Below are 20154 nucleotides of genomic sequence, written 5' to 3'. Positions count from 1 at the left end.
ATTTATGTTGAAGCTATTCAGGATTGCAAATTTTTTAAGCAGGAATCATATACCTTTTTTACCTAAGATTATCTATTATTTTAATAGAATTTTTTTCTCCGTTGTGCTGCCAGCATCAACTAAAGTTGGAAAAAATGTAATTTTTGGTTATCACGGGCTAGGTATTGTAGTTCATCCTAGAGTAGTAATTGGTGATGGCGTTGTTATTGGTACGAACGTTACAATTGGCGGTCGAAGCAAAATTTATTCTGTTCCAGTAATAGGTAATCATACGGTCATTGGCACTGGCGCAAAAATTCTTGGACCTATTAAAGTGGGGCATCATGTTGATATTGGTGCAAATGCAGTCGTTGTTAATGATGTTCCTGATTATGCTGTTGTGGTTGGTATTCCAGCTAAAGTAATTAGAATTAAAAATGATTGCTAGCTGATTTTTTTAAAATTCGGTATGAAATTTGCATTTGTAAATTTTAGGCTGGCCATGTTGTTGATTTTGGTGGTGTTTGAATTAGATCGGGTGGCCGTATTGTTGGTTGTGCTTTATTTTATTTATCTGGGTTTTCCATAGAATTTAGTAATTAAGGTGTTATTGCTAAATCAAGTTGTATTCCTGATGTTTATAATCGGGCACCGCTAGACCAGTATTAAACACAGGAATATTTATGCGCTTATTTTATGGAGTATTTTTTTCTTTAATTGCGAGTTATTCCTTTGCAGATTGGATCGACACTCCTGATCCCCTCACTGTAAAAGCATTTCCTAGCCAGCAGGCTGAAATTAAACAAAATCCGCCGCAATTTCGTTGGCCGCAACCGGCACGAATTCCATCTGGGTATGAAGTTCAAATATTGAGTAGTCAAGGCAAAAGCTCTAACTATACGGTGGGGCGAAACTGGCTGCTGCCGAGCCAAATATTTGCTGCGGATACGTATTCTTGGCGAGTACGAACGACGACGGCGGGCGCAGCTTGGAGTGATTGGCGCAAATTTAGCATCACGGCCAATGCGGATGTTTTTCTTGTCCCAGAAAACAATGTGTTATTAAGCCGTTTAAAAGCCAAATCTAGACCTAAGTCTCTGCCTATTAGTGCTGCAGGGATCGAAGCTTGGCGGCAGCAAATTAATTCATCTCGGGCCAATGCAGTGCTCAGCCTGCGTAATGATGTCGACGGCTATATGCAGCAAGCGGTTTTAACTGATGCAGATATTCCACTGGTCGCTGCAAGTGTTGATCAAGCGGCTTGGGTCGCGTCTGTAACTAAGATCCGTCAGCGAGCAGAGGCTGAGTCGAGGCAGTTACGCAGTAGTGCTTTACTTTGGCAAATTACTCGTGACCCGCGTTATTTCTCTGAGGCAATTCTGCGTGGCAATGGATTGATTAAGCTGGATTTAAACGGCGCAACTCACTTTAAAAATCAAGATCAAGCAACTCGTGTCATTGCTTGGGGGTTGGTGCAGGCGAATGATTTATTGGCACTTGATTTGCCTTCGATTACCCGTACTGCTTGGCTGAATAATGCCAAGTCCCGAACCTGGGATATGTATCGAGATTTAGCCAATAACTATTGGCGCTTAGATCAGCGGCCTTTTGATTCGCACGGCTCGACGCAGTATGGCTATGTGGCCGCGATTGCTGCACTGTTGGTCGGCGATGTGCCTGAGGCGGATATTTGGTTTCGCGACACCTTTCGAGGCTATGCGCAATATATCAACCCACTTGGTGGTGAAGACGGCGGATATGCGGGCGGTACTGCTTACGGTGAGTATTCGGCAGATGTGTATTTACAGCTGTGGGATCCGATGTCTATCGCGACTGGGGTGAGTTTTTATCACAAACCTTGGTCAAAAGGGATGTTGGATTTCTTTGCCTATTTTGTTCCGCCCGGTACACCTAGCCATCAGTTTGGCGATGCCGCTGAGACTAAGCCAGTTAATCGATTATTAAAAGCCTATGCAAGTCGATTTAATTCGCCATTAGCTGCTTGGTATTATCGAAATTTAGTGGGCGATGAATTGGCCAGTACTTTACTTTCGGCACCAATGCCTTTGCCAATCGATGGCTTGGCTAATACTGCGCCCGATGTGAATTCGCTGTATTTACCAACGATAGGTTGGGCTGCAATGCACAGTGAATTGGCCGATCGCAGCAGGACTTCGCTGTATTTTAAATCTAGCCCTTATGGCAGCTTTAATCACAGCCATGGCGATCAAAATACGTTTACTTTAGTGGATCAAGGCCGGCCAATTTTAGTGGATAGTGGAATTTATGATTGGTATGGATCTGCGCATTGGCATCAATGGTATCGACATACTAAGGCCCATAATGGGATCACGTTTGATGGTGGCCAAGGGCAAATTACCCATGATACTAATGCGAGTACATTGGCAAAAGGAAAAATTACTCAGCAGCAATTGTCGGCAATTAGCGATATGGTTGAAGGGGATGCAACGCAAGCTTATGGTGGGCAATTAAGCCAAGCTGTGCGCCGTGTTTGGTTCTTGCGAGATAAGAATTTGATTGTGGTTTGGGATAAGCTGAAATCCCCCGTGGCGCGACAATTTGAATGGAATCTGCATGCGAATGAGGCATTTGATCTTTCGCTACCAAAGCAATACGTTTTGCCAAATAAAGGAAAACCGATTTGTATTAATACGGTTTGGCCAGAATTGATTAATGCTGTTCAAACAAGTGGCTACGATGTTCTGCCTGAAATGAAGTCAATTCCCCCTGTTTGGCATCTGCGGGTGGCTTCGAGTTTAATGTTTGAACAACAATTTGTGCATATCATTAATTTAAATTGCTTGAAAAATCCGGACTATGAATTTGATTTTAAGCAATCAAAATTGCAAATTGGAGATGAATCAATTGATTTTTAATTTTATGTTTAAGGTGTTTTATGCTGGCTAGAGTTATTGTTGAATTATTAGGTGGTGCATGGAAAATTAAGAATAGATGTCAATATTCAGATGGTAAATTAATAAGAAAAATTTATAAAGGGTTGCATGCATGGTATCAATACGAGAATGCTTCTTCGATTGCTTTCGATTCCACTTTTTTAAGTGAACCGTGCTTTCCTCATGGCATGAAAAGTATTTTTGTATCTGGCGCAGCAGTCATCGGTAAAAATTGCGTGATTTTCCAGCAAGTTACAATTGGTTCTAATACCCTATTAGATTCGAATGGAAGAGGGGCGCCTATAATTGGCGATAACTGCTATATTGGTGCGGGTGCCAAAATCGTGGGGAAAGTAATTATTGGTAATAATGTTCGTATTGGAGCCAATACAGTTGTACATAAAGATGTCCCAGATAACTCAGTTGTTGTGTCTGGTGAGCAGAAAGTCATCATAAGATCAAAGACTTTAGATAATCGATTTTATAGCCGACATGGGCATTGGGTTTTTTTTGATGATGGCCATTGGGTTAAAGAGTCTGATCAGAATAAGATTAATCAACTCAATTCATAGTCAATTTAATAAGTGATTTTTATGCACGTAAAAAAAGAATTAAAGTATTTTTTTCGATACCTTATTCGAGATGGTTTTATTGCAGATTTTGTTTTGCGTAAGGTTCTGGGGTCGCAGCCTACTGGACAAAGCTCGTTTGATTATCAATTTAAAATGTTGAATAAAAGTCTAGTTCGTGCTGTTGAAGCCTTACCTGCTTATACTCAGATTGATTTACAAGAGAGTAATCACCGTTCTTTGGCGGATTTAATTAGTAAATTTCAAATCGTCACCAAGGCGGATCTACTAGAAAAACCGACTATGTATTATCCCTATCAGGCTAAGCCGAAACGATGGTATTCGGTAGGGAAGTCCAGTGGTACAACTGGATCGCCACTTGTGATATTTCGTGATTTATATTCTGTAGTCATTGAGAATTACTTTGTAAAACGCCATTGGCAAGAATGTGGTTTTGTTCTTGGGCAGAAATGTGCTTCGTTACGCGGTGATCATATTGTTGAATTAAATAGTAGCACCCCTCCGTTTTGGTTTTTTAATCGATATAATAATCAGCTGTTAATTTCTTCACGTCATTTGGTTGCTGCATGTATAGATGCAATTATAAATGAGTTAAGGGGTTTTTCCCCTCAAATGTTGCAGGCTTATCCTTCTACTGCATTTACTTTGGCCAAATATTTGGAAGAGAAAAATCAATATTTATCTATTCCAATCATATTTACCAGTTCGGAGCCATTGTATTCACATCAACGAGCACTTATTGAATCACGCTTGCAGGGTAAAATTTATGATATGTACGGTATGGCCGAGCGTGTTGCTTTTGTAACTGAATGTGAACATGGTGAAATGCATGTTAATAACGAATACTCTTTGGTTGAAATTGTCGATGATAATGGCATTGCAACAGATGATTATGGTTATGTAGTTGGTACTACTTTTCATAATAAGGCAATGCCTTTGATTCGTTATAAATTATCCGATAGAACTAGATGGAAAAAAATAGCCTGTCAATGTGCGAGTGTTTTTCCCGTGGTTGAGCCTATTGTCGGAAAATATGAAGATCAGATATTTGGTGGCAGTGGCGAGCCAATTAGTCCATCGGTTTTAACTTTTGCGTTTAAAGGCGTTCAAAATATTGTGAAATCACAGGTGGCTCAAATAACACCTGATGTTTGGGAAGTCAGGATTGTTCCAGATCATCGATATTCGGATGCAGATGGGCAATTGCTTATACGCAATGTCGCCGAATTAGTTGATGCTAGCATTAAAATTAATATTATTCTAAGAGACGATTTACCAAATACACTGTCTGGCAAGTTTAGATGGGTTGTGAACGAGATGAAGAATTAATATGAAAAAAATAATTATGGTTGGTACTGATCCACAAGGGCAGGGTGGAATTGCTTCTGTGGTGCGTACTTATCAAAATGCAGGATTATTTGAGAAAAATAATATTCTGTTTATTTCTTCACATAATGGTGGTAGTGCCTTAAGGAAAGTAGCGATTTTTTGCTGTGGATTTATGCAATTCATTTTTTATTGTTGCCTGGGTAAAGTAAGTGTTTTGCATTTACAAACGGCATCTTATGGCAGCTTTATGAGGAAGTATCTATTCTTTGTTGTTGCTAGAGTATTTAATATAAGTACTATCGTTCATGTGCATGGCGCTGAGTTTGAACTTTTCTTTCGTGAAAAAAGTAATTATTTTCAGAAGAAAATGGTTCTCTATGTTTTATCTAAGGCGGATTATGTTATTGCTTTGTCGAATAAATGGAATGAGCAGTTACGCGGTATTTGTAATGCAGCGAATGTGATTACTATTTATAATCCGATAGCTAGTCCAGCCGTATCTTCTGCTGTTCGTGAGCGAAATATTTTATTGTTTCTCGGGCATGTCGGTGATAGAAAAGGTACATTTGATTTGATTCGTGCCATGCCTGATGTAATTAAATTAAATCCTGCTGTTCAATTAAAGATTGGTGGCACCGGTGAAATTGAAGCGGCTCGCCAATTGGCAGTTGAATTAAAAGTCGAAGCGCACGTAGAGTTCTTAGGTTGGGTGGTGGGTGAGGATAAAGAGCGGCTACTCAATTCGGCGACCTTATTACTACTACCTTCGTATAACGAAGGTTTGCCTATGTCTATTTTAGAGGCGATGGTGCATGGCTTGCCGGTGATTGCTAGTGATGTGGGCGGTATTCCCGAGGCACTTGCTTGCTGCGTTACCGATTGCATTGTGCAGCCAGGCGATGTGCTTGATTTGGCAAACAAAATTAATCATTTATTGAGCGACGATGATTTGCGTGAGGACATTGCACGCAAATTGCAGCAAACCGTGGCGGAAAAATTTGATGTTGAAGTCGTTGCCAATGAATTGACACAACTTTACAACCGCTTGTTGGAAGTGAAGTGATGGCTACTTTAGATTGGTATATTAATCGTTTGCGCTGTATGAGTTTGCCAGAGGTTGCGCATCGTGTTGCTGAGCATTCACGTAAAGTATTGCAAGAAAAGGGATGTCTATTAGCGTCTTCAAAAACGCCCGAACGGATTGTGGCGACTACACCTTGGATTCAAAAACCTGAGCATCTGAGTGCTGATGAATGTGCGGCAATTTTAAATTCTGCAGAGCAATTGTTGGCTGGGAGTTGGGATGTCTTTGGTCAAAGATTGCCACTGGGCATGCCACCGGATTGGCAAGTTGATCCTTTAACGGGCATTCGTGCCCCATTAAGCTTCGGTTTGCGCTTACCGATTAGTCAACGTAACGTCGTTGGTGATATCAAATATCTATGGGAGCCAGCCCGTCATCTTGAATTAGTGACTTTGGCGCAGGCTTGGGCTTTAACACAAGATTTACGCTACATATCGGCACTGCAAGATTGCTTCGCTTCGTGGTTGAAAGATGCGCCCTATCCGAATGGGCCACATTGGTCGAGTAGCCTTGAAACTGCAATTCGCTTGATTAATTGGTCGATTATTTGGCAATTAGTCGGGCAAGATGATTCTGCTTTGTGGGCGGGTGAAGTCGGTCAAAAACTCAAATCGGATTGGTTGGCGCATATATATCAGTCCTTATTTTTTATTCGGCATCATTTATCTAAACATTCTTCTGCCAATAATCATTTAATTGGTGAGTTGTCTGGCTTGCTGGTGGCTTGCATGACTTGGCTTTTTTGGACTGAATGCAGCGAATGGCGAGATTTCGCCAAGGAAAACTTGCTAAAACAAGCACTGTTGCAAAACGGTGCTGATGGTGTCAATCGCGAACAGGCCATGTCTTACCAGCAATTTGTGTTTGAATTTTTGTTCTGGGCTGGGCGCTGTGTTGAGAGTACGCCGTATGCATTCTCTGCGGACTATTGGGAGCGCTTGTATGCAATGGGCGAGTGGGTTGCCGCTGTTCGAGATGTGGCTGGCAATGTCCCTGGTATTGGTGATGCAGATGATGGCTATGTCACTCAGTTAGCTCGCGATTCAGCGACATCACCGTTTGATCATTTATTGCAAGTTTGTGGCGAAGTTTTTGGATGCGAGCAGTGGCAGACATTAGGGTGTCATTCAGCTGCGGCAAAATGGTGGTTGTCTTTTCCTTTATCAAAATCTAAACGTAGTACTGGCGTTCTCGTCGCGCCGAGGCTGTTTCCTGAGGGCGGGTATGCCGTGATTGGCTCTGACTGGGGTATGCCATCAGAGATTAAGCTAATACTGGATTCGGGCCCATTAGGCTATCTGGGTATAGCGGCTCACGGTCATGCTGATGCCTTAGCTATATTACTTTCTGTTGGCGGCATGCCGGTACTGGTTGATTCAGGTACGTATAGTTATCACGCTGAAGGCGGGTGGCGTGATTATTTTCGTGGCACTGCTGCCCACAATACGGTCTGCATTAATGGGCAAGATCAGTCCGTCAGTGGCGGTAAATTTATGTGGGTGAAGCAGGCCAAATCGCTACTGCATGATTTTACTTCTGGGGATGGCTTGACGACTTGGTGCGCCTCTCACGATGGTTATCAGCGATTAGATAGCAAAGTGGCTCATAAGCGACGTGTTGAATATTCACACGCGGAGCGGATTGTGCGGGTGTTTGATGAAATTGATGCCGCTTTGCCTTGTTCGATTGCTATCCATTGGCAGCATGCAGCAGATCTTGAAGTGGTTTGCGCTGATGCGGGATGGGTGATTTGTTCACCAAAATTTAAGATTGTGGCCACGGTATCTGGTGCTGATTTTTCTTTGATTTCTCAATGTGGTGCATTGAGTCCAATTGCGGGATGGGTTTCTGAGCGTTATGGCGAAAAGCAACCTGCAACTCGTTTAGATTGTCGTATTGCAAACCATGTAGGTAAATCAATTTGGATTACCGAATTTAAAATTGAATTTTTATAAATTGGTTAATTATTATATGAATAATGCTCGTTTAGAAATTTTAGGTTGTTATGTTGATAACTTAAATATGCAAGAAACATTAGTACGAATTGGTGAGCTAATTGAATCAGGAATGCCGAATCAGCATGTCGTCATTAATGCAGATAAAGTTGTAAAGGCTGATAAAGATCCAGAATTACGCCAAATTATTAATGATTGTGCATTAATTAATGCCGATGGTATGCCAGTGGTTTGGGCGTCTAAATTATTGGGCATTCCTTTAAAAGAGCGGGTGGCTGGCGTTGATTTGTTTGTTGAGCTAATGCGCTACTCGGCTGAGCAGGGCTGGCGGGTTTATTTTTTGGGTGCCAAAGAAGAAGTGGTGAAGGGCGTAGTGGATAAATTTACCGCGCAGTACCCGAACCTACAGATTGCTGGCTATCGCAATGGGTATTGGTCTGCAGGCGAGGAGCAATCTGTTGTGGATGCCATTACCCTAAGTAAAACTGATTTGCTGTTTGTGGCGATTAGCTCGCCAAAGAAAGAGCAATTTTTAGGTAAGTATCAATCGCAAATGAAAGTGCCGTTTGCAATGGGCGTGGGCGGTACGTTTGATGTGATGGTGGGTAAAACTCAGCGTGCGCCGGTTTGGATGCAAAAAACGGGATTCGAATGGTTTTATCGCTTTTTGCAAGAACCACGCCGGATGTTTAAACGTTATTTTATTGAAGATATGTATTTCTTTGTCTTATTGGGCAAGGCTGTTTTTGCAAAAGCGATGGGTAAATCATGATGAAAGTTCTAGTGGTATTTGGCACTCGCCCCGAGGCGATCAAGATGGCGCCCGTGGTGGCTGCTTTGCAGGCCGATGCGCGTTTTGATGCCAAGGTGTGCGTGACTGCACAACATCGGCAAATGCTGGATCAAGTACTGGCGCTGTTTGCAATTAAGCCTGACTTTGATTTGGATTTAATGCAGCAAGGCCAAGATCTTACTGACATTACAAGTCGGGTTCTATTAGGGATGCGCGGAGTGTTTGCTGAGTGGCAGCCGGACATTGTCTTGGTGCATGGCGATACCAGTACCACGATGGCGGCTAGTCTGGCTGCGTTCTATCAGCGTATACCTGTTGGTCATGTAGAAGCTGGCCTACGTACTGGCAACATTTACTCGCCTTGGCCAGAGGAAATGAATCGCAAAATTGCGGGGGCGATTAGTGCGGTGCATTTTTCACCGACTGAAACGTCGCAAAATAATCTACTGCGCGAAGCGGTCAATCCCGCTCATGTGCATGTAACGGGCAATACGGTGATTGATGCTTTGCTGGATGTGGCGGCGCGGATTAAAAACGATAGCGAATTAAATGCTGAATTAGCCGCTCAATTCCCATTCTTGGATGCGACCAAACGCCTGATCTTGGTGACAGGTCATCGCCGTGAGAATTTTGGTCAAGGGTTTGAGAATATTTGCGCGGCACTGGCCGAGTTGGCGCAACGCTCGGATGTAGAGATTCTTTATCCGATGCATTTAAACCCAAATGTACAAGAGCCGGTGCGTCGTATTTTATCAGGCTTGAGTAATGTGCATTTAATTGAGCCGCAAGATTACTTACCGTTTGTGTATTTGATGACGCGTGCTTACTTAATTTTGACCGATAGTGGTGGGGTACAAGAAGAAGCGCCATCTCTCGGTAAACCAGTATTAGTCATGCGCGATACCACCGAGCGCCCAGAGGCGGTCGATGCCGGTACGGTGAAATTGGTCGGCACTAATCAAGCGCTGATTGTGAAAGAGGCGACCGAGTTACTCGACAATCCTGCCGCGTATGAGCAAATGTCACGCGCACATAATCCATATGGTGATGGTTTAGCAGCAAAACGAATTAACGATATTCTTGCAACTGGGAGTTTTAAGCATGGCTAAGTATCAAACTGTTTCAATGATAGGCTTGGGTTATATCGGCTTGCCGACGGCGACGGTGATTGCCAGCCGTGGCGTTAAAGTAATTGGTGTCGATGTGAATCAACACGCGGTTGATACCATCAATCGTGGGAAAATTCATATTGTTGAGCCCGATTTAGATGGTTTGGTACATCACGTGGTGAATGAAGGCTTGTTGGTCGCGCAAACTACGCCATCAGAAGCTGATGCCTTTATGATTGCGGTGCCTACGCCTTTTACCGAAGGTACTAAGCCTGATTTGAGCTACATCGAGGCTGCTGGTAAAGCCATTGCACCTTTCTTAAAAAAGGGCAATTTGGTGATTCTGGAGTCGACGTCGCCCGTTGGCACTACCGAGAAGCTGGCCGGCTGGTTGGCCCAAGCACGCCCAGATTTAAGCTTTCCGCAACAAGCTGGCGAAGAAGCGGATGTGCAAGTGACGTATTGCCCAGAACGTGTTTTGCCAGGCCATGTGCTGCGTGAGCTGGTTGAGAATGATCGTATTGTGGGTGGTATGACCCAGCGTGCCGCAGAAATGGCGGCCGATTTATACCATATTTTTGTGAAAGGCGAATGCTTACTGACCGATTGCCGTACCGCAGAAATGGCGAAGCTAACTGAAAACGCATTCCGCGATGTCAATATTGCATTTGCGAATGAGCTGTCAATTATTTGCGATAAATTGGCGATTAATCCTTGGGAATTGATTAAGCTAGCTAACCGTCATCCACGTGTGAACATCTTGCAACCGGGACCAGGCGTTGGTGGCCATTGCATCGCCGTTGATCCTTGGTTTATTGTGGATTCAGCACCAGAAGAAGCACGTATTATTCGCACGGCACGCGAAGTGAATGATTTTAAACCGCATTATGTGGTGACACAGGTAGTAGAGGCGGCGAGCAAGTTTAAAGCGCCCGTGATTGCGTGCTTGGGCTTGGCGTTTAAAGCCAATATTGACGATCTACGTGAAAGCCCTTCGGTAGGCATTGTGGCTGAATTAGCAGCAAAAGGCGTAGGTCGTATTTTGGCGGTTGAGCCACACGTTGATACCTTGCCGAAAAAATTACAAGGCAAGGTTGAATTGGTCGATACACAAACTGCAATTGATCAAGCCGATATTATTATTCTGTTGGTCGATCATAAGCATTTTGGCCGCATTCGTGCCGAGAAATTACAACGTTGCGTCGTGATTGATACCCGTGGATTTTGGTCGAATAAATAATTGATACAAGCAATCCAGCTGATTTTCAGTTGGATTGCTCTATAGTAAATAAATACATAACGAGACAAGTTTGCGAGACATGACATGTCGGTCAAAGTGTTTAAAAGTATTTATAACGAAGTTCGGTGCTATATTCCAGAACGCCTACTTTATGCAAAAGAATATTTTTCGATTAAGTCTATTTTGGCCAGTCATAATAAAATTCAGATAAGCGCCGTGGTAGAGGCTCAGTTGAAGCATGTTTTGTTAGTTTGTTTAAGAGATGTTAATTTCTACAAAAATAATGTCGCTATTTCGTTGGCGGATATTGAACACAACGATCCTTTTGTGATGCTAAAATCATTTCCAATTATTTCTAAAAGTGATTTGATTACGCATAAAAATGATTTTTTGAATAGACAATATAGAAAATCATTTCTATCTAAATCATCGTCAAGTGGTTCGTCTGGGTTTGGTGTTGAAGTCATAATAAAATTCAGATAAGCGCCGTGGTAGAGGCTCAGTTGAAGCATGTTTTGTTAGTTTGTTTAAGAGATGTTAATTTCTACAAAAATAATGTCGCTATTTCGTTGGCGGATATTGAACACAACGATCCTTTTGTGATGCTAAAATCATTTCCAATTATTTCTAAAAGTGATTTGATTACGCATAAAAATGATTTTTTGAATAGACAATATAGAAAATCATTTCTATCTAAATCATCGTCAAGTGGTTCGTCTGGGTTTGGTGTTGAAGTTTATCGCAATAAAAAAGCGGCGGACATTGAAAAAGCTTTCTTTTCGCACCACTGGGGTAAGTTTGGGTTTAATGTCGAGTCGTCTAGGACCATTCGTATTGGTCAAGATGCTTTAAGAGCAAGCAGTCAAAGACCAACGTTCAGGCAAGGCAGTCGCTTAATGCTATCACCAACGCATATTTCTGAAAATAATATAGATGAGATTGCCATGAGTATTTTAAAGTTTAAACCTGACTTTATTCATGGTTATCCAAGTTGTATATATCAACTTGCCTGTTTACTCGATTCAATTAACGTAAAAATTAAAGTCAAAGCTGTTTTGTTGGCATCAGAGCCGGTGTTCAATTCTCAATTGAAGATGATGAAAGATGTTTTTATCGGAGAAATATCTGCAAATTATGGCTTGTCAGAACGAACTAATTTGGCATTTTCAACGTATGAAGAAAATGAGGGTATGAGTTATACATTTGATGAGTTGTATAGCGTGAATGAATTTATTGATGATGAGTTAGGCACTCAAATTATTGGTACATCATTGTGGAATGAGGCTATGCCCTTAATTCGTTATCAAACTCAGGATTATGTAAAAATAACATCAGACAATAAAATACATATAGATGGTAGACAACAGCATTATTTAATAGCTAAAGACGGATCAAAAATACCAAGTCTTATTGTTGACGATGTTCCTTGGCAATATATTAGCCAAATTCAGATTAAGCAACCCAAATCGGGCTGCATTATACTGTATGTTGTATTAAAAATGGATGTACATATTGATGGCGCAATCGAATTCATTATGAACAGGCAGAAAGCACTTTGGGCTGAGTGGTTTGATGTTGAAATTGTCGTAAAGGAAAAGCTAGAGCGCACGCAAGCAGGTAAAATCAATTTGGTGATTTTCGATTGATGCTGTTGCTGAGTGATGAAAAAAGCCCTGCTCAATTTGAACAGGGATTTACAATTTAAATTATGCAGTTTTGATTCTACGGCGACGCGCCGTGAGTAGACCAATCAGCCCTAATCCCATTAAGGCATAGGTGGCTGGTTCTGGTACGGCAGCAACGGTGTAGTTTAAGTTACCGACGTAGTTGGTGCTAATACCATTAAATTGGAATTTATAGTTTTTATTGGCAGCAAATGTATTGCTAAATAAAAATTGCCCTGTTGGACCAAAGAATTGAGTGCTGATTACTTTACTGCCTTCCAGTAGTTTTACCGACAACCAGTCAAATTTGCCTTTGCCAACATTATTGGCTTTTTGTTCAGTAAAAAAGCTAAACAAAATTGGCGATTGATCGGTGACTTTAAAGCTAATTGAGTTATAGATCCATTCATCACCCGAGGCTTTGGTGATTTTTTGCTCAGCACTAAATTCACTGCCCTGATTTAATGTCACTTTTGTTACCGCTGCTTGGCTAGATAACGCAGCCAGGCCAATGATTGCAGCACATACAAAGTGGTTAATCTGCTTCATATATATACCTATATAATAGATTACTTAAATTGAAGGTATGTTAATAGTTGGCATTCTAACTGGTGATGCCTTTAGCTCATAGCATTAAGTTCAATAGTTGGTGAATTTGTTTTTATATCTGTATTTTTGGCACAATTGATTTCATTTTTATTACTTTCTGCAATTGAATGAGCAGTGCGTTTTAATGAGTTAAGTGCTTAAGAGAAACACTTTTGACTCTGCGTAGTATTTGCTCAGCTAGCAAAGTATTGCATTCGCTGGCAAGCCAGCGCCTACCAGTTTTAATCCCTTATTCGTGAGCAATTATTTTCAGCTGAGGGGGTTTCTTAATTACTTTTTGCAACATTGGATTGATTGCGGCAGATATTTTGCGGCTATCGTTTGCGCCATAAAAAACAGCGCTAGCGTATTGCTAGCGCTGTGTTGAGTCGTACTGCTAATTATTGCGCTTGTTTACGACGGCGTGCTGCGAGTAGCCCGAGCAAGCCCAAACCCATTAAGGCATACGTTTCTGGTTCAGGCACGGGTGTTACAGGTGTTACTGTTGCAGTAAACGTACCGCCCTTAAAGCCAGGGTTAGCGAATGTAAATTGTGTGTTGTAAGCAAATTTGGCATCTTGAATCGCACTAAAGGTATAGGTGCGCGCCCAAGAGGACGTACCCACCATGGCGTCTTGAAATGTTGAAAGGATATGCGGTGCAGAAGTGTAATTTGGGTGTGTGCCGGTCCAATTGACTTGGGTGATAAATGACAGCGCACTGATGAGGTTGCCTGAATTGGGTGCTGCGTCAATTTTAAACGTCAGCTGATAGTCTCCAGTGCGTCCGATATTAAAAAAGCCATAGCTGGTGACGTTGCTCGCATCTTGAGTGGCGCTAAATAACGTCACTAGTTGCGAACTAACGGTTTTTTCCTCAGGAGTTAAATTGAGGGTGGCGGCTTGGCTTAAGCTGACGACTGAACCGATGATGATTGCGGCGGCGATATGGATTAATTTCATATTCAAATCTCATTGAGGGTTTTAAAGTTAGTACATGTTAATATTCTAACTAATTGATTATTAACAATATTTACTTGAAATGAAATGCTAATCGCATATTACCGTAAAGTCAAAGTAATGAGGCTAGTTGTTTTCAATTGAAATGAAATTAACGTGAAATTAACTGTAATTTTTTTGTAATTATTTTTTGTGAAATGATTTTAGTTTTGGGTCGATGTAATAACAAAAAAACCGGCGAATTTCGCCGGTTTTTTTTAGGGTGGTGCTGGTTAACTTCAAGTCAACGCATTTAGTTTTGCATGGCCAGCATCAAGCCATTCAAGCGTTTGACGAATGAAGCTGGGTCTTCGAGCTGACCACCTTCGGCCAATAAAGCTTGGTCAAAAATCAGCTGAGTCCAATCGCCAAATTGCGCGCTGGCCGCTTCCGATTTGAGCTTGTTGACCAATGGATGCGTTGGGTTGACCTCTAAAATAGGCTTGCTGCCTTTCACATCTTGCCCAGCTGATTTGAGTAAACGCTCCAAGTTCGCGCTCATATCTTGATTTTCAACCACTAAGCAAGCTGGGCTGTCGGTCAAGCGATGGGTAACGCGGATATCTTTGACCGCATCGCCAAGCACGGCTTTCATTTGCTCAATGACGTCTTTCAGCTCGGTGGCAGCAGCTTCTTGCTCTTGCTTTTCGGCTTCGTCGGTAAATTGCTCTAAATCGAGCTCGCCTTTGGCGACCGACTGGAGTTTTTTACCTTCAAATTCGGTTAAGCCGCTAAATGCCCATTCATCTACGCGATCCGACAAGAGCAAGACTTCAATGCCTTTTTTGCGGAACACTTCCAGATGCGGGCTGTTTTTCGCTGCGGCATACGAGTCGGCGGTGATGAAGTAGATCTGCTCTTGGCCTTCTTTCATGCGGCCGATGTAGTCAGCGAGCGATACGGTTTGCTCGGCATTGTCATTGAGGGTGGAAGCAAAGCGGCAGAGCGCGGCGATGCGCTCTTTGTTGCCAAGGTCTTCACCAACGCCTTCTTTGAGCACTTTGCCAAACTCAGTCCAAAATGCGGCGTATTTGGCTTGTTCTGCGCCATCGTCCGAGTTGGCCATGCTTTCTAAAAGACCGAGAATCTTTTTAACGCAGCCGGATTTGATTTGTTCGATGTCTTTGCTGTGTTGCAAGATTTCGCGCGACACGTTAAGCGGCAAGTCGGCCGAATCAATTACACCGCGGATAAAGCGCAGGTATTGCGGTAGCAATTTTTCGCTGTCTTCCATGATAAATACACGGCGCACATACAGCTTCACCCCATGGCGACGTTCGCGGTCGTAGAGATCAAATGGGGCTCGTTTGGGCACGTACAGTAGCTCGGTGTATTCTTGGCGGCCTTCGACTTTGGCATGGCTCCAAGCGAGCGGTTCTTCGTAGTCGTGCGCAACGTGTTTATAAAATTCGATGTATTGCTCAGGGGTGATGTCGGATTTGCTACGCGTCCATAAAGCATTGGCTTGATTGACGGTTTCTTCGCCTTCCGCCGGTTTAATTGAACCGTCTTCGTTGTAGCCCGCTTGCGCTGGCATCATGATCGGCAAAGTGATGTGGTCTGAATATTTGCGGATGATGCTGCGTAAACGCCAATCGTTGAGAAACTCTTCTTCGCCTTCTTTGAGGTGTAGCACGATGGTCGTGCCACGGCTGGCTTTTTCAACGGTTTCTAGCGTGAATTCGCCATCGCCTTTGGATTCCCATTGCGTGGCGCTTGCTTCGCCTGCACGGCGGGTGGTGAGGGTGACTTGATCGGCAATGATAAAGGCCGAATAAAAACCCACACCAAATTGACCGATTAAATGCGCGTCTTTTTGTGCGTCGCCAGAGAGTTGGCTAAAGAATTCTTTGGTGCCAGAGCGAGCGATGGTACCAATATTTTGGATCACTTCATCACGGCTCATCCCGATGCCGCTGTCGCTGATGGTGATGGTTTTGGCATCGGTATCAAAGCTCACGTGGATTTTGAGTTCGGGATCATTGCCAAACAGGCTGTCATTATTGATGGCTTCAAAACGCAATTTGTCGCATGCATCAGAGGCATTGGACACCAGTTCGCGTAAGAATATTTCTTTGTTGGAATACAAAGAATGAATCATCAGTTGCAAGAGTTGTTTGACTTCGGCTTGAAAGCCTAATGTTTCTTTAGACATAGTCTTATTGCTTCCTGTGGGTTGAACAACATGGATGCTTTACAAATGGGGGCATCGCAGCTTGCTTCAAGTCAGTTTGGCGCTTAATTCTCCATGACTTACAAATACCAGCAGAGAGCATGACAGTTAAAACTCACAATAAAGTATATTCTTGTCATAAATGACGCAGCTTGTGCGGTGCAACAAGGCATTTTAAAGCTGACATGAAGTGCAGTGTTATAGTGTGATCAGATCAATTGGCGAGGGTGCTGCGATGATACGACGGGTCGTCTTTAATCAAAAAGGTGGGGTTGGCAAATCGACGATTACGGTGAATCTGGCTGCGGTGGCCGCCGCGCAAGGTCGTCGGGTATTGATTATTGATTTAGATCCGCAAGGTAATAGCAGTCATTACTTACTCGGATCTGCCGCGAATCAGATTGAACCTCATCTGGGGGATTTTTTTGATCAAGTGCTGAACTTCTCTTTATATGCCAAGGGCCCCGCCCAATTTATTCACCCGACACCGTTTAACAACCTATTCATTATGCCGTCGCACCCGTGCATTGCGGAGCAGCAAACCAAGCTGGAAGCGCGTTATAAAATATATAAATTACGCGAAACCTTGACTGAATTGGCCGGGCAATATGATGAGGTTTATATTGATACGACGCCAGCACTTAACTTTTTCACACTTTCGGCCTTGATCGCCGCCTCTGGCTGCTTGATTCCGTTTGACTGTGATACATTCTCTCGCGATGCCTTATTAGGCTTACTGGCTAGGGTTGAGGAAATTCGGCAAGACCATAATAGCGAGCTGAAAATTGAGGGCATTATTGTTAATCAATATCAGTCGCGTGCTAGCTTGCCGCAGCGTTTGGTGCAGGACCTGATAGAACAAGGCCTACCTGTTTTGCAATCAAAACTATCTAGTTCAGTCAAAATTCGTGAGTCGCATGATCAAGCGATGCCCTTGATGGCTCTGGATGCCAAACATAAACTGACACAGGAATTTTGCCAGTTGTATGCTGAGTTATCTGAGTTATCGCCCGTTGCGATCAGTCAGCATTAAATAGTTGAGGTGAATATGCCAGCGAAACCGCTCAATCGAATCCTGATTGTTGACGATGAACCGTTTAATTTAGAAATTCTCTCCGAGCATTTGGCCGACGCCGGCTATGAAACGGTGACCGCTGAAGATGGCGAGGCGGCTTGGGAAATCCTGCAGCACGATCAGGAAGGTTTTTCGACCATCTTGCTCGATCGAATGATGCCACGCATGGATGGCATGCAGGTCTTGGCCAAGCTTAAGCAACATCCTGATTTCTTGCATATTCCGGTCATTATGCAAACCGCAGTCGGCGCGGCAGAAAATGTGCGTGAAGGTCTTGCGGCTGGGGCTTATTACTATTTGATTAAGCCGTTTCAGCGTGAAATGTTGTTGGCGATTGTGGCGGCTGCAGTGGGCTTTCATAAAGAGCGCAAGCAGCTAGAAGATCAGATTACTGAGCACGCCGAATCCTATCGTTTACTGGTGAACGGCGAATTTCATTTTCGGACTTTAGATGAGGCCAGGCAATTGACATTAATGCTGTCACGCGCTTGCCCAGAGCCTCAGCGGGTGGCGATGGGTTTGTCTGAGTTGCTAGTCAATGCCATCGAGCATGGCAATTTGGGCATTAGCTACGCCGATAAATCACGCTTATTGCAAGTGGGCCGCTGGCAAGATGAAGTCGAGGATCGATTGGCTAGCCCAGAATATGCGCAGCGTAAAGTGATTGTTCGATTTAGTTCTTTGGCCGATGAGATTCAGATTTATATTCTGGATGAAGGGCAGGGCTTTGATTGGCAACCCTTTTTAGAGTTTTCGCCTGAGCGCGCTTTTGATCCGCATGGCCGAGGGATTTCAATGGCCAGAATGATGTCGTTTGATCGTTTAGAATACCAAGGTAAAGGTAACGAGGTATTGGTTCACGTATTAAAGAAATAACAGCCGATAAGAGAATACCCCATTGCCGTATCGCGATGAAAAAAGCCCGCTCCATTCGCAGCGGGCTTTTTTATTGGGTATTTAAGCCAGGTGTTTAACGATGTATTTTTTGACCAAATTTGCATCGGCATCAATCGCATCAAAGCGCTGAGGCAAGGCTTCTAGACCAGCCAAACCTTTGGGGCGGAACGGCGCTTGTTTGAGGGCTTCTAGCATGGTGTCTTCAAACTTGGCGGGCAAGGCGGTTTCCATAATCAGCATCGGTACGGCAAGATTGCGATGGGCTTTGGCGGCTTTAAAACCATCAGCCGTATGCGGGTCAATTTGTACGCCGTATTTCTCAAATACTTCGCGAATATGGGCAATCCGCTCGCTGTGATTGCTGGTTGATGATTTAAAGCCATAGCCCTCTTGCATCAGCGCCAATTCAGCGGGGGACAAATCAAAGCCGCCACCCGATTCAACTTCGGCCCACAATGCGGCTAAACGCGCGCTATCACGGCCGATTAAATCAAATACGAAGCGCTCTAAATTAGAAGCTTTACTAATGTCCATCGACGGGCTGGTGGTTTCAAAGGTGTTGGCGACATCGCGTGGATGGTAGCCGCCGGTTTTGAAAAACTCGTCCAGCACGTCGTTTTCATTGGTCGCGACGACCAGTTGACCAATCGGCAAGCCCATTTGGCGTGCGATATGGCCGGCGCAGATATTGCCAAAATTACCCGACGGTACGCAAAAATCGACTTTATCGCCGACCTTTTTGCCCGTTGCCAAAAGAATGGCAAAGTAGCCTTTAAAGTAATACACCACTTGGGCGACGATGCGGCCCCAGTTGATTGAATTGACTGCGCCAATTTTGTATTGGGCTTTAAATTCAGCGTCTTTATTCACGTCTTTAACGATGTCTTGGCAAGCATCAAAAAAACCATGCACCGATAAATTAAAAATGTTGGTCTCTTGCAGGCTGAACATTTGTGCGCGCTGGAACGGACTCATTTTGCCAAACGGCGACAGCATAAAGACATTCACACCGCGTTTGCCGCGCATTGCGTATTCGGCAGCAGAGCCGGTGTCGCCTGACGTTGCGCCGACAATATTGATTTGCTGGCCTTTTTTGTCGAGCACATATTCAAACAGATTGCCGAGCAATTGCATCGCCATATCTTTGAACGCCAACGTTGGGCCGTTGGAGAGTTCTTGGATATAGAGCGAAGCATCGAGCTTAATCAGCGGCGTGATGTGATCGGCTTGATTCTTTGAGCGGCCATTGCAATACACTTCGGCGGTGTAGGTTTTGTCGATCAAGGCTTTTAGATCGTCGCTAGGAATATCGTCGACAAAACGGCTAATGACCGCAAAGGCTAAATCGCGGTAATTGAGCGTTGCCATGCTTTCTAAATCGGCTTGAGACAGTTGCGGATATTGCTCTGGAATCGACAGGCCACCATCGGGCGCGAGGCCACCAAGAAGAATATCGCTGAATGCTTGGGCGTTCATACCGCCACGAGTCGAGATGTATTTCATGGGTATCTGCTTGTAGGTTAGTATTCTTAAGGCTTGGGTTGATATACTTACGTTTTATGTTAAATCTAATACTGCAAGTGCTGCTGCTAAGCGCTTTCGGTTTTCTCTGGCTTCTTGGTAGGCGAGTGCGGCTAAGGAAAAGCCACCCCATGCCAAAATGCTGACAAACACATCGTGAAAAGGGTTGAGTGGCACTAATTTACCGCCCATTAACCAAGTCAAACCGCCGGATTGAATTAATCCAATGAAAGCGAGGCATACA

At 43.6% G+C, this 20154-nt stretch carries 17 protein-coding genes and 1 pseudogene; 13 read left to right on the top strand and 5 right to left on the bottom strand.

Features of this window, described 5'->3' with window-relative positions:
• Positions 1 to 4 precede the first annotated feature (4 nt).
• The 11 genes from Q0V82_RS02255 (at position 5) to Q0V82_RS02205 (ending at position 12640) form a co-directional block, all read left to right on the top strand.
• Positions 5 to 427, top strand: a complete 423-nt coding sequence (locus Q0V82_RS02255) for a serine O-acetyltransferase (protein WP_297572276.1) — start codon at positions 5 to 7, stop codon at positions 425 to 427.
• Positions 428 to 662: 235 nt separating this feature from the next.
• Positions 663 to 2876: a heparinase II/III family protein gene (locus Q0V82_RS02250; protein WP_297572275.1), complete on the top strand. Its 2214-nt coding sequence runs from the start codon at positions 663 to 665 to the stop codon at positions 2874 to 2876.
• A gap of 20 nt (positions 2877 to 2896) precedes the next feature.
• Entirely contained in the window at positions 2897 to 3466 is a 570-nt protein-coding gene (locus tag Q0V82_RS02245; protein ID WP_297572274.1) for a serine acetyltransferase, read from the top strand.
• Between the two features lie 21 nt (positions 3467 to 3487).
• Positions 3488 to 4813 (top strand): phenylacetate--CoA ligase family protein, encoded by a 1326-nt coding sequence (locus Q0V82_RS02240; protein WP_297572273.1) that lies wholly within the window; start codon positions 3488 to 3490, stop codon positions 4811 to 4813.
• Between the two features lies 1 nt (position 4814).
• Positions 4815 to 5876, top strand: a complete 1062-nt coding sequence (locus Q0V82_RS02235; protein ID WP_297572272.1) for a glycosyltransferase family 4 protein — start codon at positions 4815 to 4817, stop codon at positions 5874 to 5876.
• Complete coding sequence (locus Q0V82_RS02230) at positions 5876 to 7852, top strand: alginate lyase family protein (RefSeq protein WP_297572270.1); 1977 nt, start codon at positions 5876 to 5878, stop codon at positions 7850 to 7852. The genes Q0V82_RS02235 and Q0V82_RS02230 overlap by 1 nt, the downstream gene beginning before the upstream one ends.
• A 16-nt stretch (positions 7853 to 7868) precedes the next feature.
• Positions 7869 to 8624: a WecB/TagA/CpsF family glycosyltransferase gene (locus Q0V82_RS02225; RefSeq protein ID WP_297572269.1), complete on the top strand. Its 756-nt coding sequence runs from the start codon at positions 7869 to 7871 to the stop codon at positions 8622 to 8624.
• Complete coding sequence (wecB, locus tag Q0V82_RS02220) at positions 8621 to 9754, top strand: non-hydrolyzing UDP-N-acetylglucosamine 2-epimerase (protein WP_374758517.1); 1134 nt, start codon at positions 8621 to 8623, stop codon at positions 9752 to 9754. Before Q0V82_RS02225 ends, wecB begins: the two co-directional genes overlap by 4 nt.
• Positions 9747 to 10994, top strand: coding sequence for a UDP-N-acetyl-D-mannosamine dehydrogenase (wecC, locus tag Q0V82_RS02215; protein ID WP_297572268.1), 1248 nt, complete (start codon positions 9747 to 9749; stop codon positions 10992 to 10994). The genes wecB and wecC overlap by 8 nt, the downstream gene beginning before the upstream one ends.
• A gap of 84 nt (positions 10995 to 11078) precedes the next feature.
• Positions 11079 to 11477 carry a hypothetical protein gene (locus Q0V82_RS02210; RefSeq protein WP_297572267.1) on the top strand — a complete coding sequence of 133 codons (399 nt, stop codon included), beginning with the start codon at positions 11079 to 11081 and terminating at the stop codon, positions 11475 to 11477.
• A 20-nt stretch (positions 11478 to 11497) separates the two neighbouring features.
• Positions 11498 to 12640 (top strand): hypothetical protein, encoded by a 1143-nt coding sequence (locus tag Q0V82_RS02205; RefSeq protein ID WP_297572266.1) that lies wholly within the window; start codon positions 11498 to 11500, stop codon positions 12638 to 12640.
• Positions 12641 to 12700: 60 nt separating this feature from the next.
• Here Q0V82_RS02205 and Q0V82_RS02200 read toward each other — a convergent pair whose 3' ends face one another.
• From Q0V82_RS02200 to htpG, 3 genes and pseudogenes are all read right to left on the bottom strand, one after another.
• Positions 12701 to 13207: an FxDxF family PEP-CTERM protein gene (locus Q0V82_RS02200; protein WP_297572265.1), complete on the bottom strand. Its 507-nt coding sequence runs from the start codon at positions 13205 to 13207 to the stop codon at positions 12701 to 12703.
• Positions 13208 to 13647: 440 nt separating this feature from the next.
• Positions 13648 to 13740 (bottom strand): annotated as a pseudogene (locus Q0V82_RS16550) (PEP-CTERM sorting domain-containing protein); the annotation flags it as partial.
• A 757-nt stretch (positions 13741 to 14497) separates the two neighbouring features.
• Positions 14498 to 16399, bottom strand: a complete 1902-nt coding sequence (htpG, locus tag Q0V82_RS02190; RefSeq protein ID WP_297572263.1) for a molecular chaperone HtpG — start codon at positions 16397 to 16399, stop codon at positions 14498 to 14500.
• Between the two features lie 256 nt (positions 16400 to 16655).
• Here htpG and Q0V82_RS02185 point away from each other — a divergent pair, with 256 nt between their 5' ends.
• Positions 16656 to 17450, top strand: a complete 795-nt coding sequence (locus tag Q0V82_RS02185; protein ID WP_374758518.1) for a ParA family protein — start codon at positions 16656 to 16658, stop codon at positions 17448 to 17450.
• A gap of 15 nt (positions 17451 to 17465) precedes the next feature.
• Positions 17466 to 18368, top strand: a complete 903-nt coding sequence (locus Q0V82_RS02180) for a response regulator (RefSeq protein WP_297572260.1) — start codon at positions 17466 to 17468, stop codon at positions 18366 to 18368.
• Positions 18369 to 18449: 81 nt separating this feature from the next.
• Here the strand turns inward: Q0V82_RS02180 and thrC are convergent, their stop codons facing one another.
• Both thrC and Q0V82_RS02170 read right to left on the bottom strand, forming a co-directional pair.
• Positions 18450 to 19892 (bottom strand): threonine synthase, encoded by a 1443-nt coding sequence (thrC, locus tag Q0V82_RS02175; RefSeq protein ID WP_297572258.1) that lies wholly within the window; start codon positions 19890 to 19892, stop codon positions 18450 to 18452.
• 54 nt (positions 19893 to 19946) lie between these two features.
• Positions 19947 to 20114, bottom strand: coding sequence for a hypothetical protein (locus Q0V82_RS02170; protein WP_297572256.1), 168 nt, complete (start codon positions 20112 to 20114; stop codon positions 19947 to 19949).
• Positions 20115 to 20154: the final 40 nt, after the last annotated feature.

This window comes from uncultured Deefgea sp. (genome assembly GCF_947072475.1).
Classification (GTDB): domain Bacteria; phylum Pseudomonadota; class Gammaproteobacteria; order Burkholderiales; family Chitinibacteraceae; genus Deefgea.
Note: the sequence above shows the minus strand (reverse complement) of the source record. Positions and strands in the feature narration are given on the sequence as shown.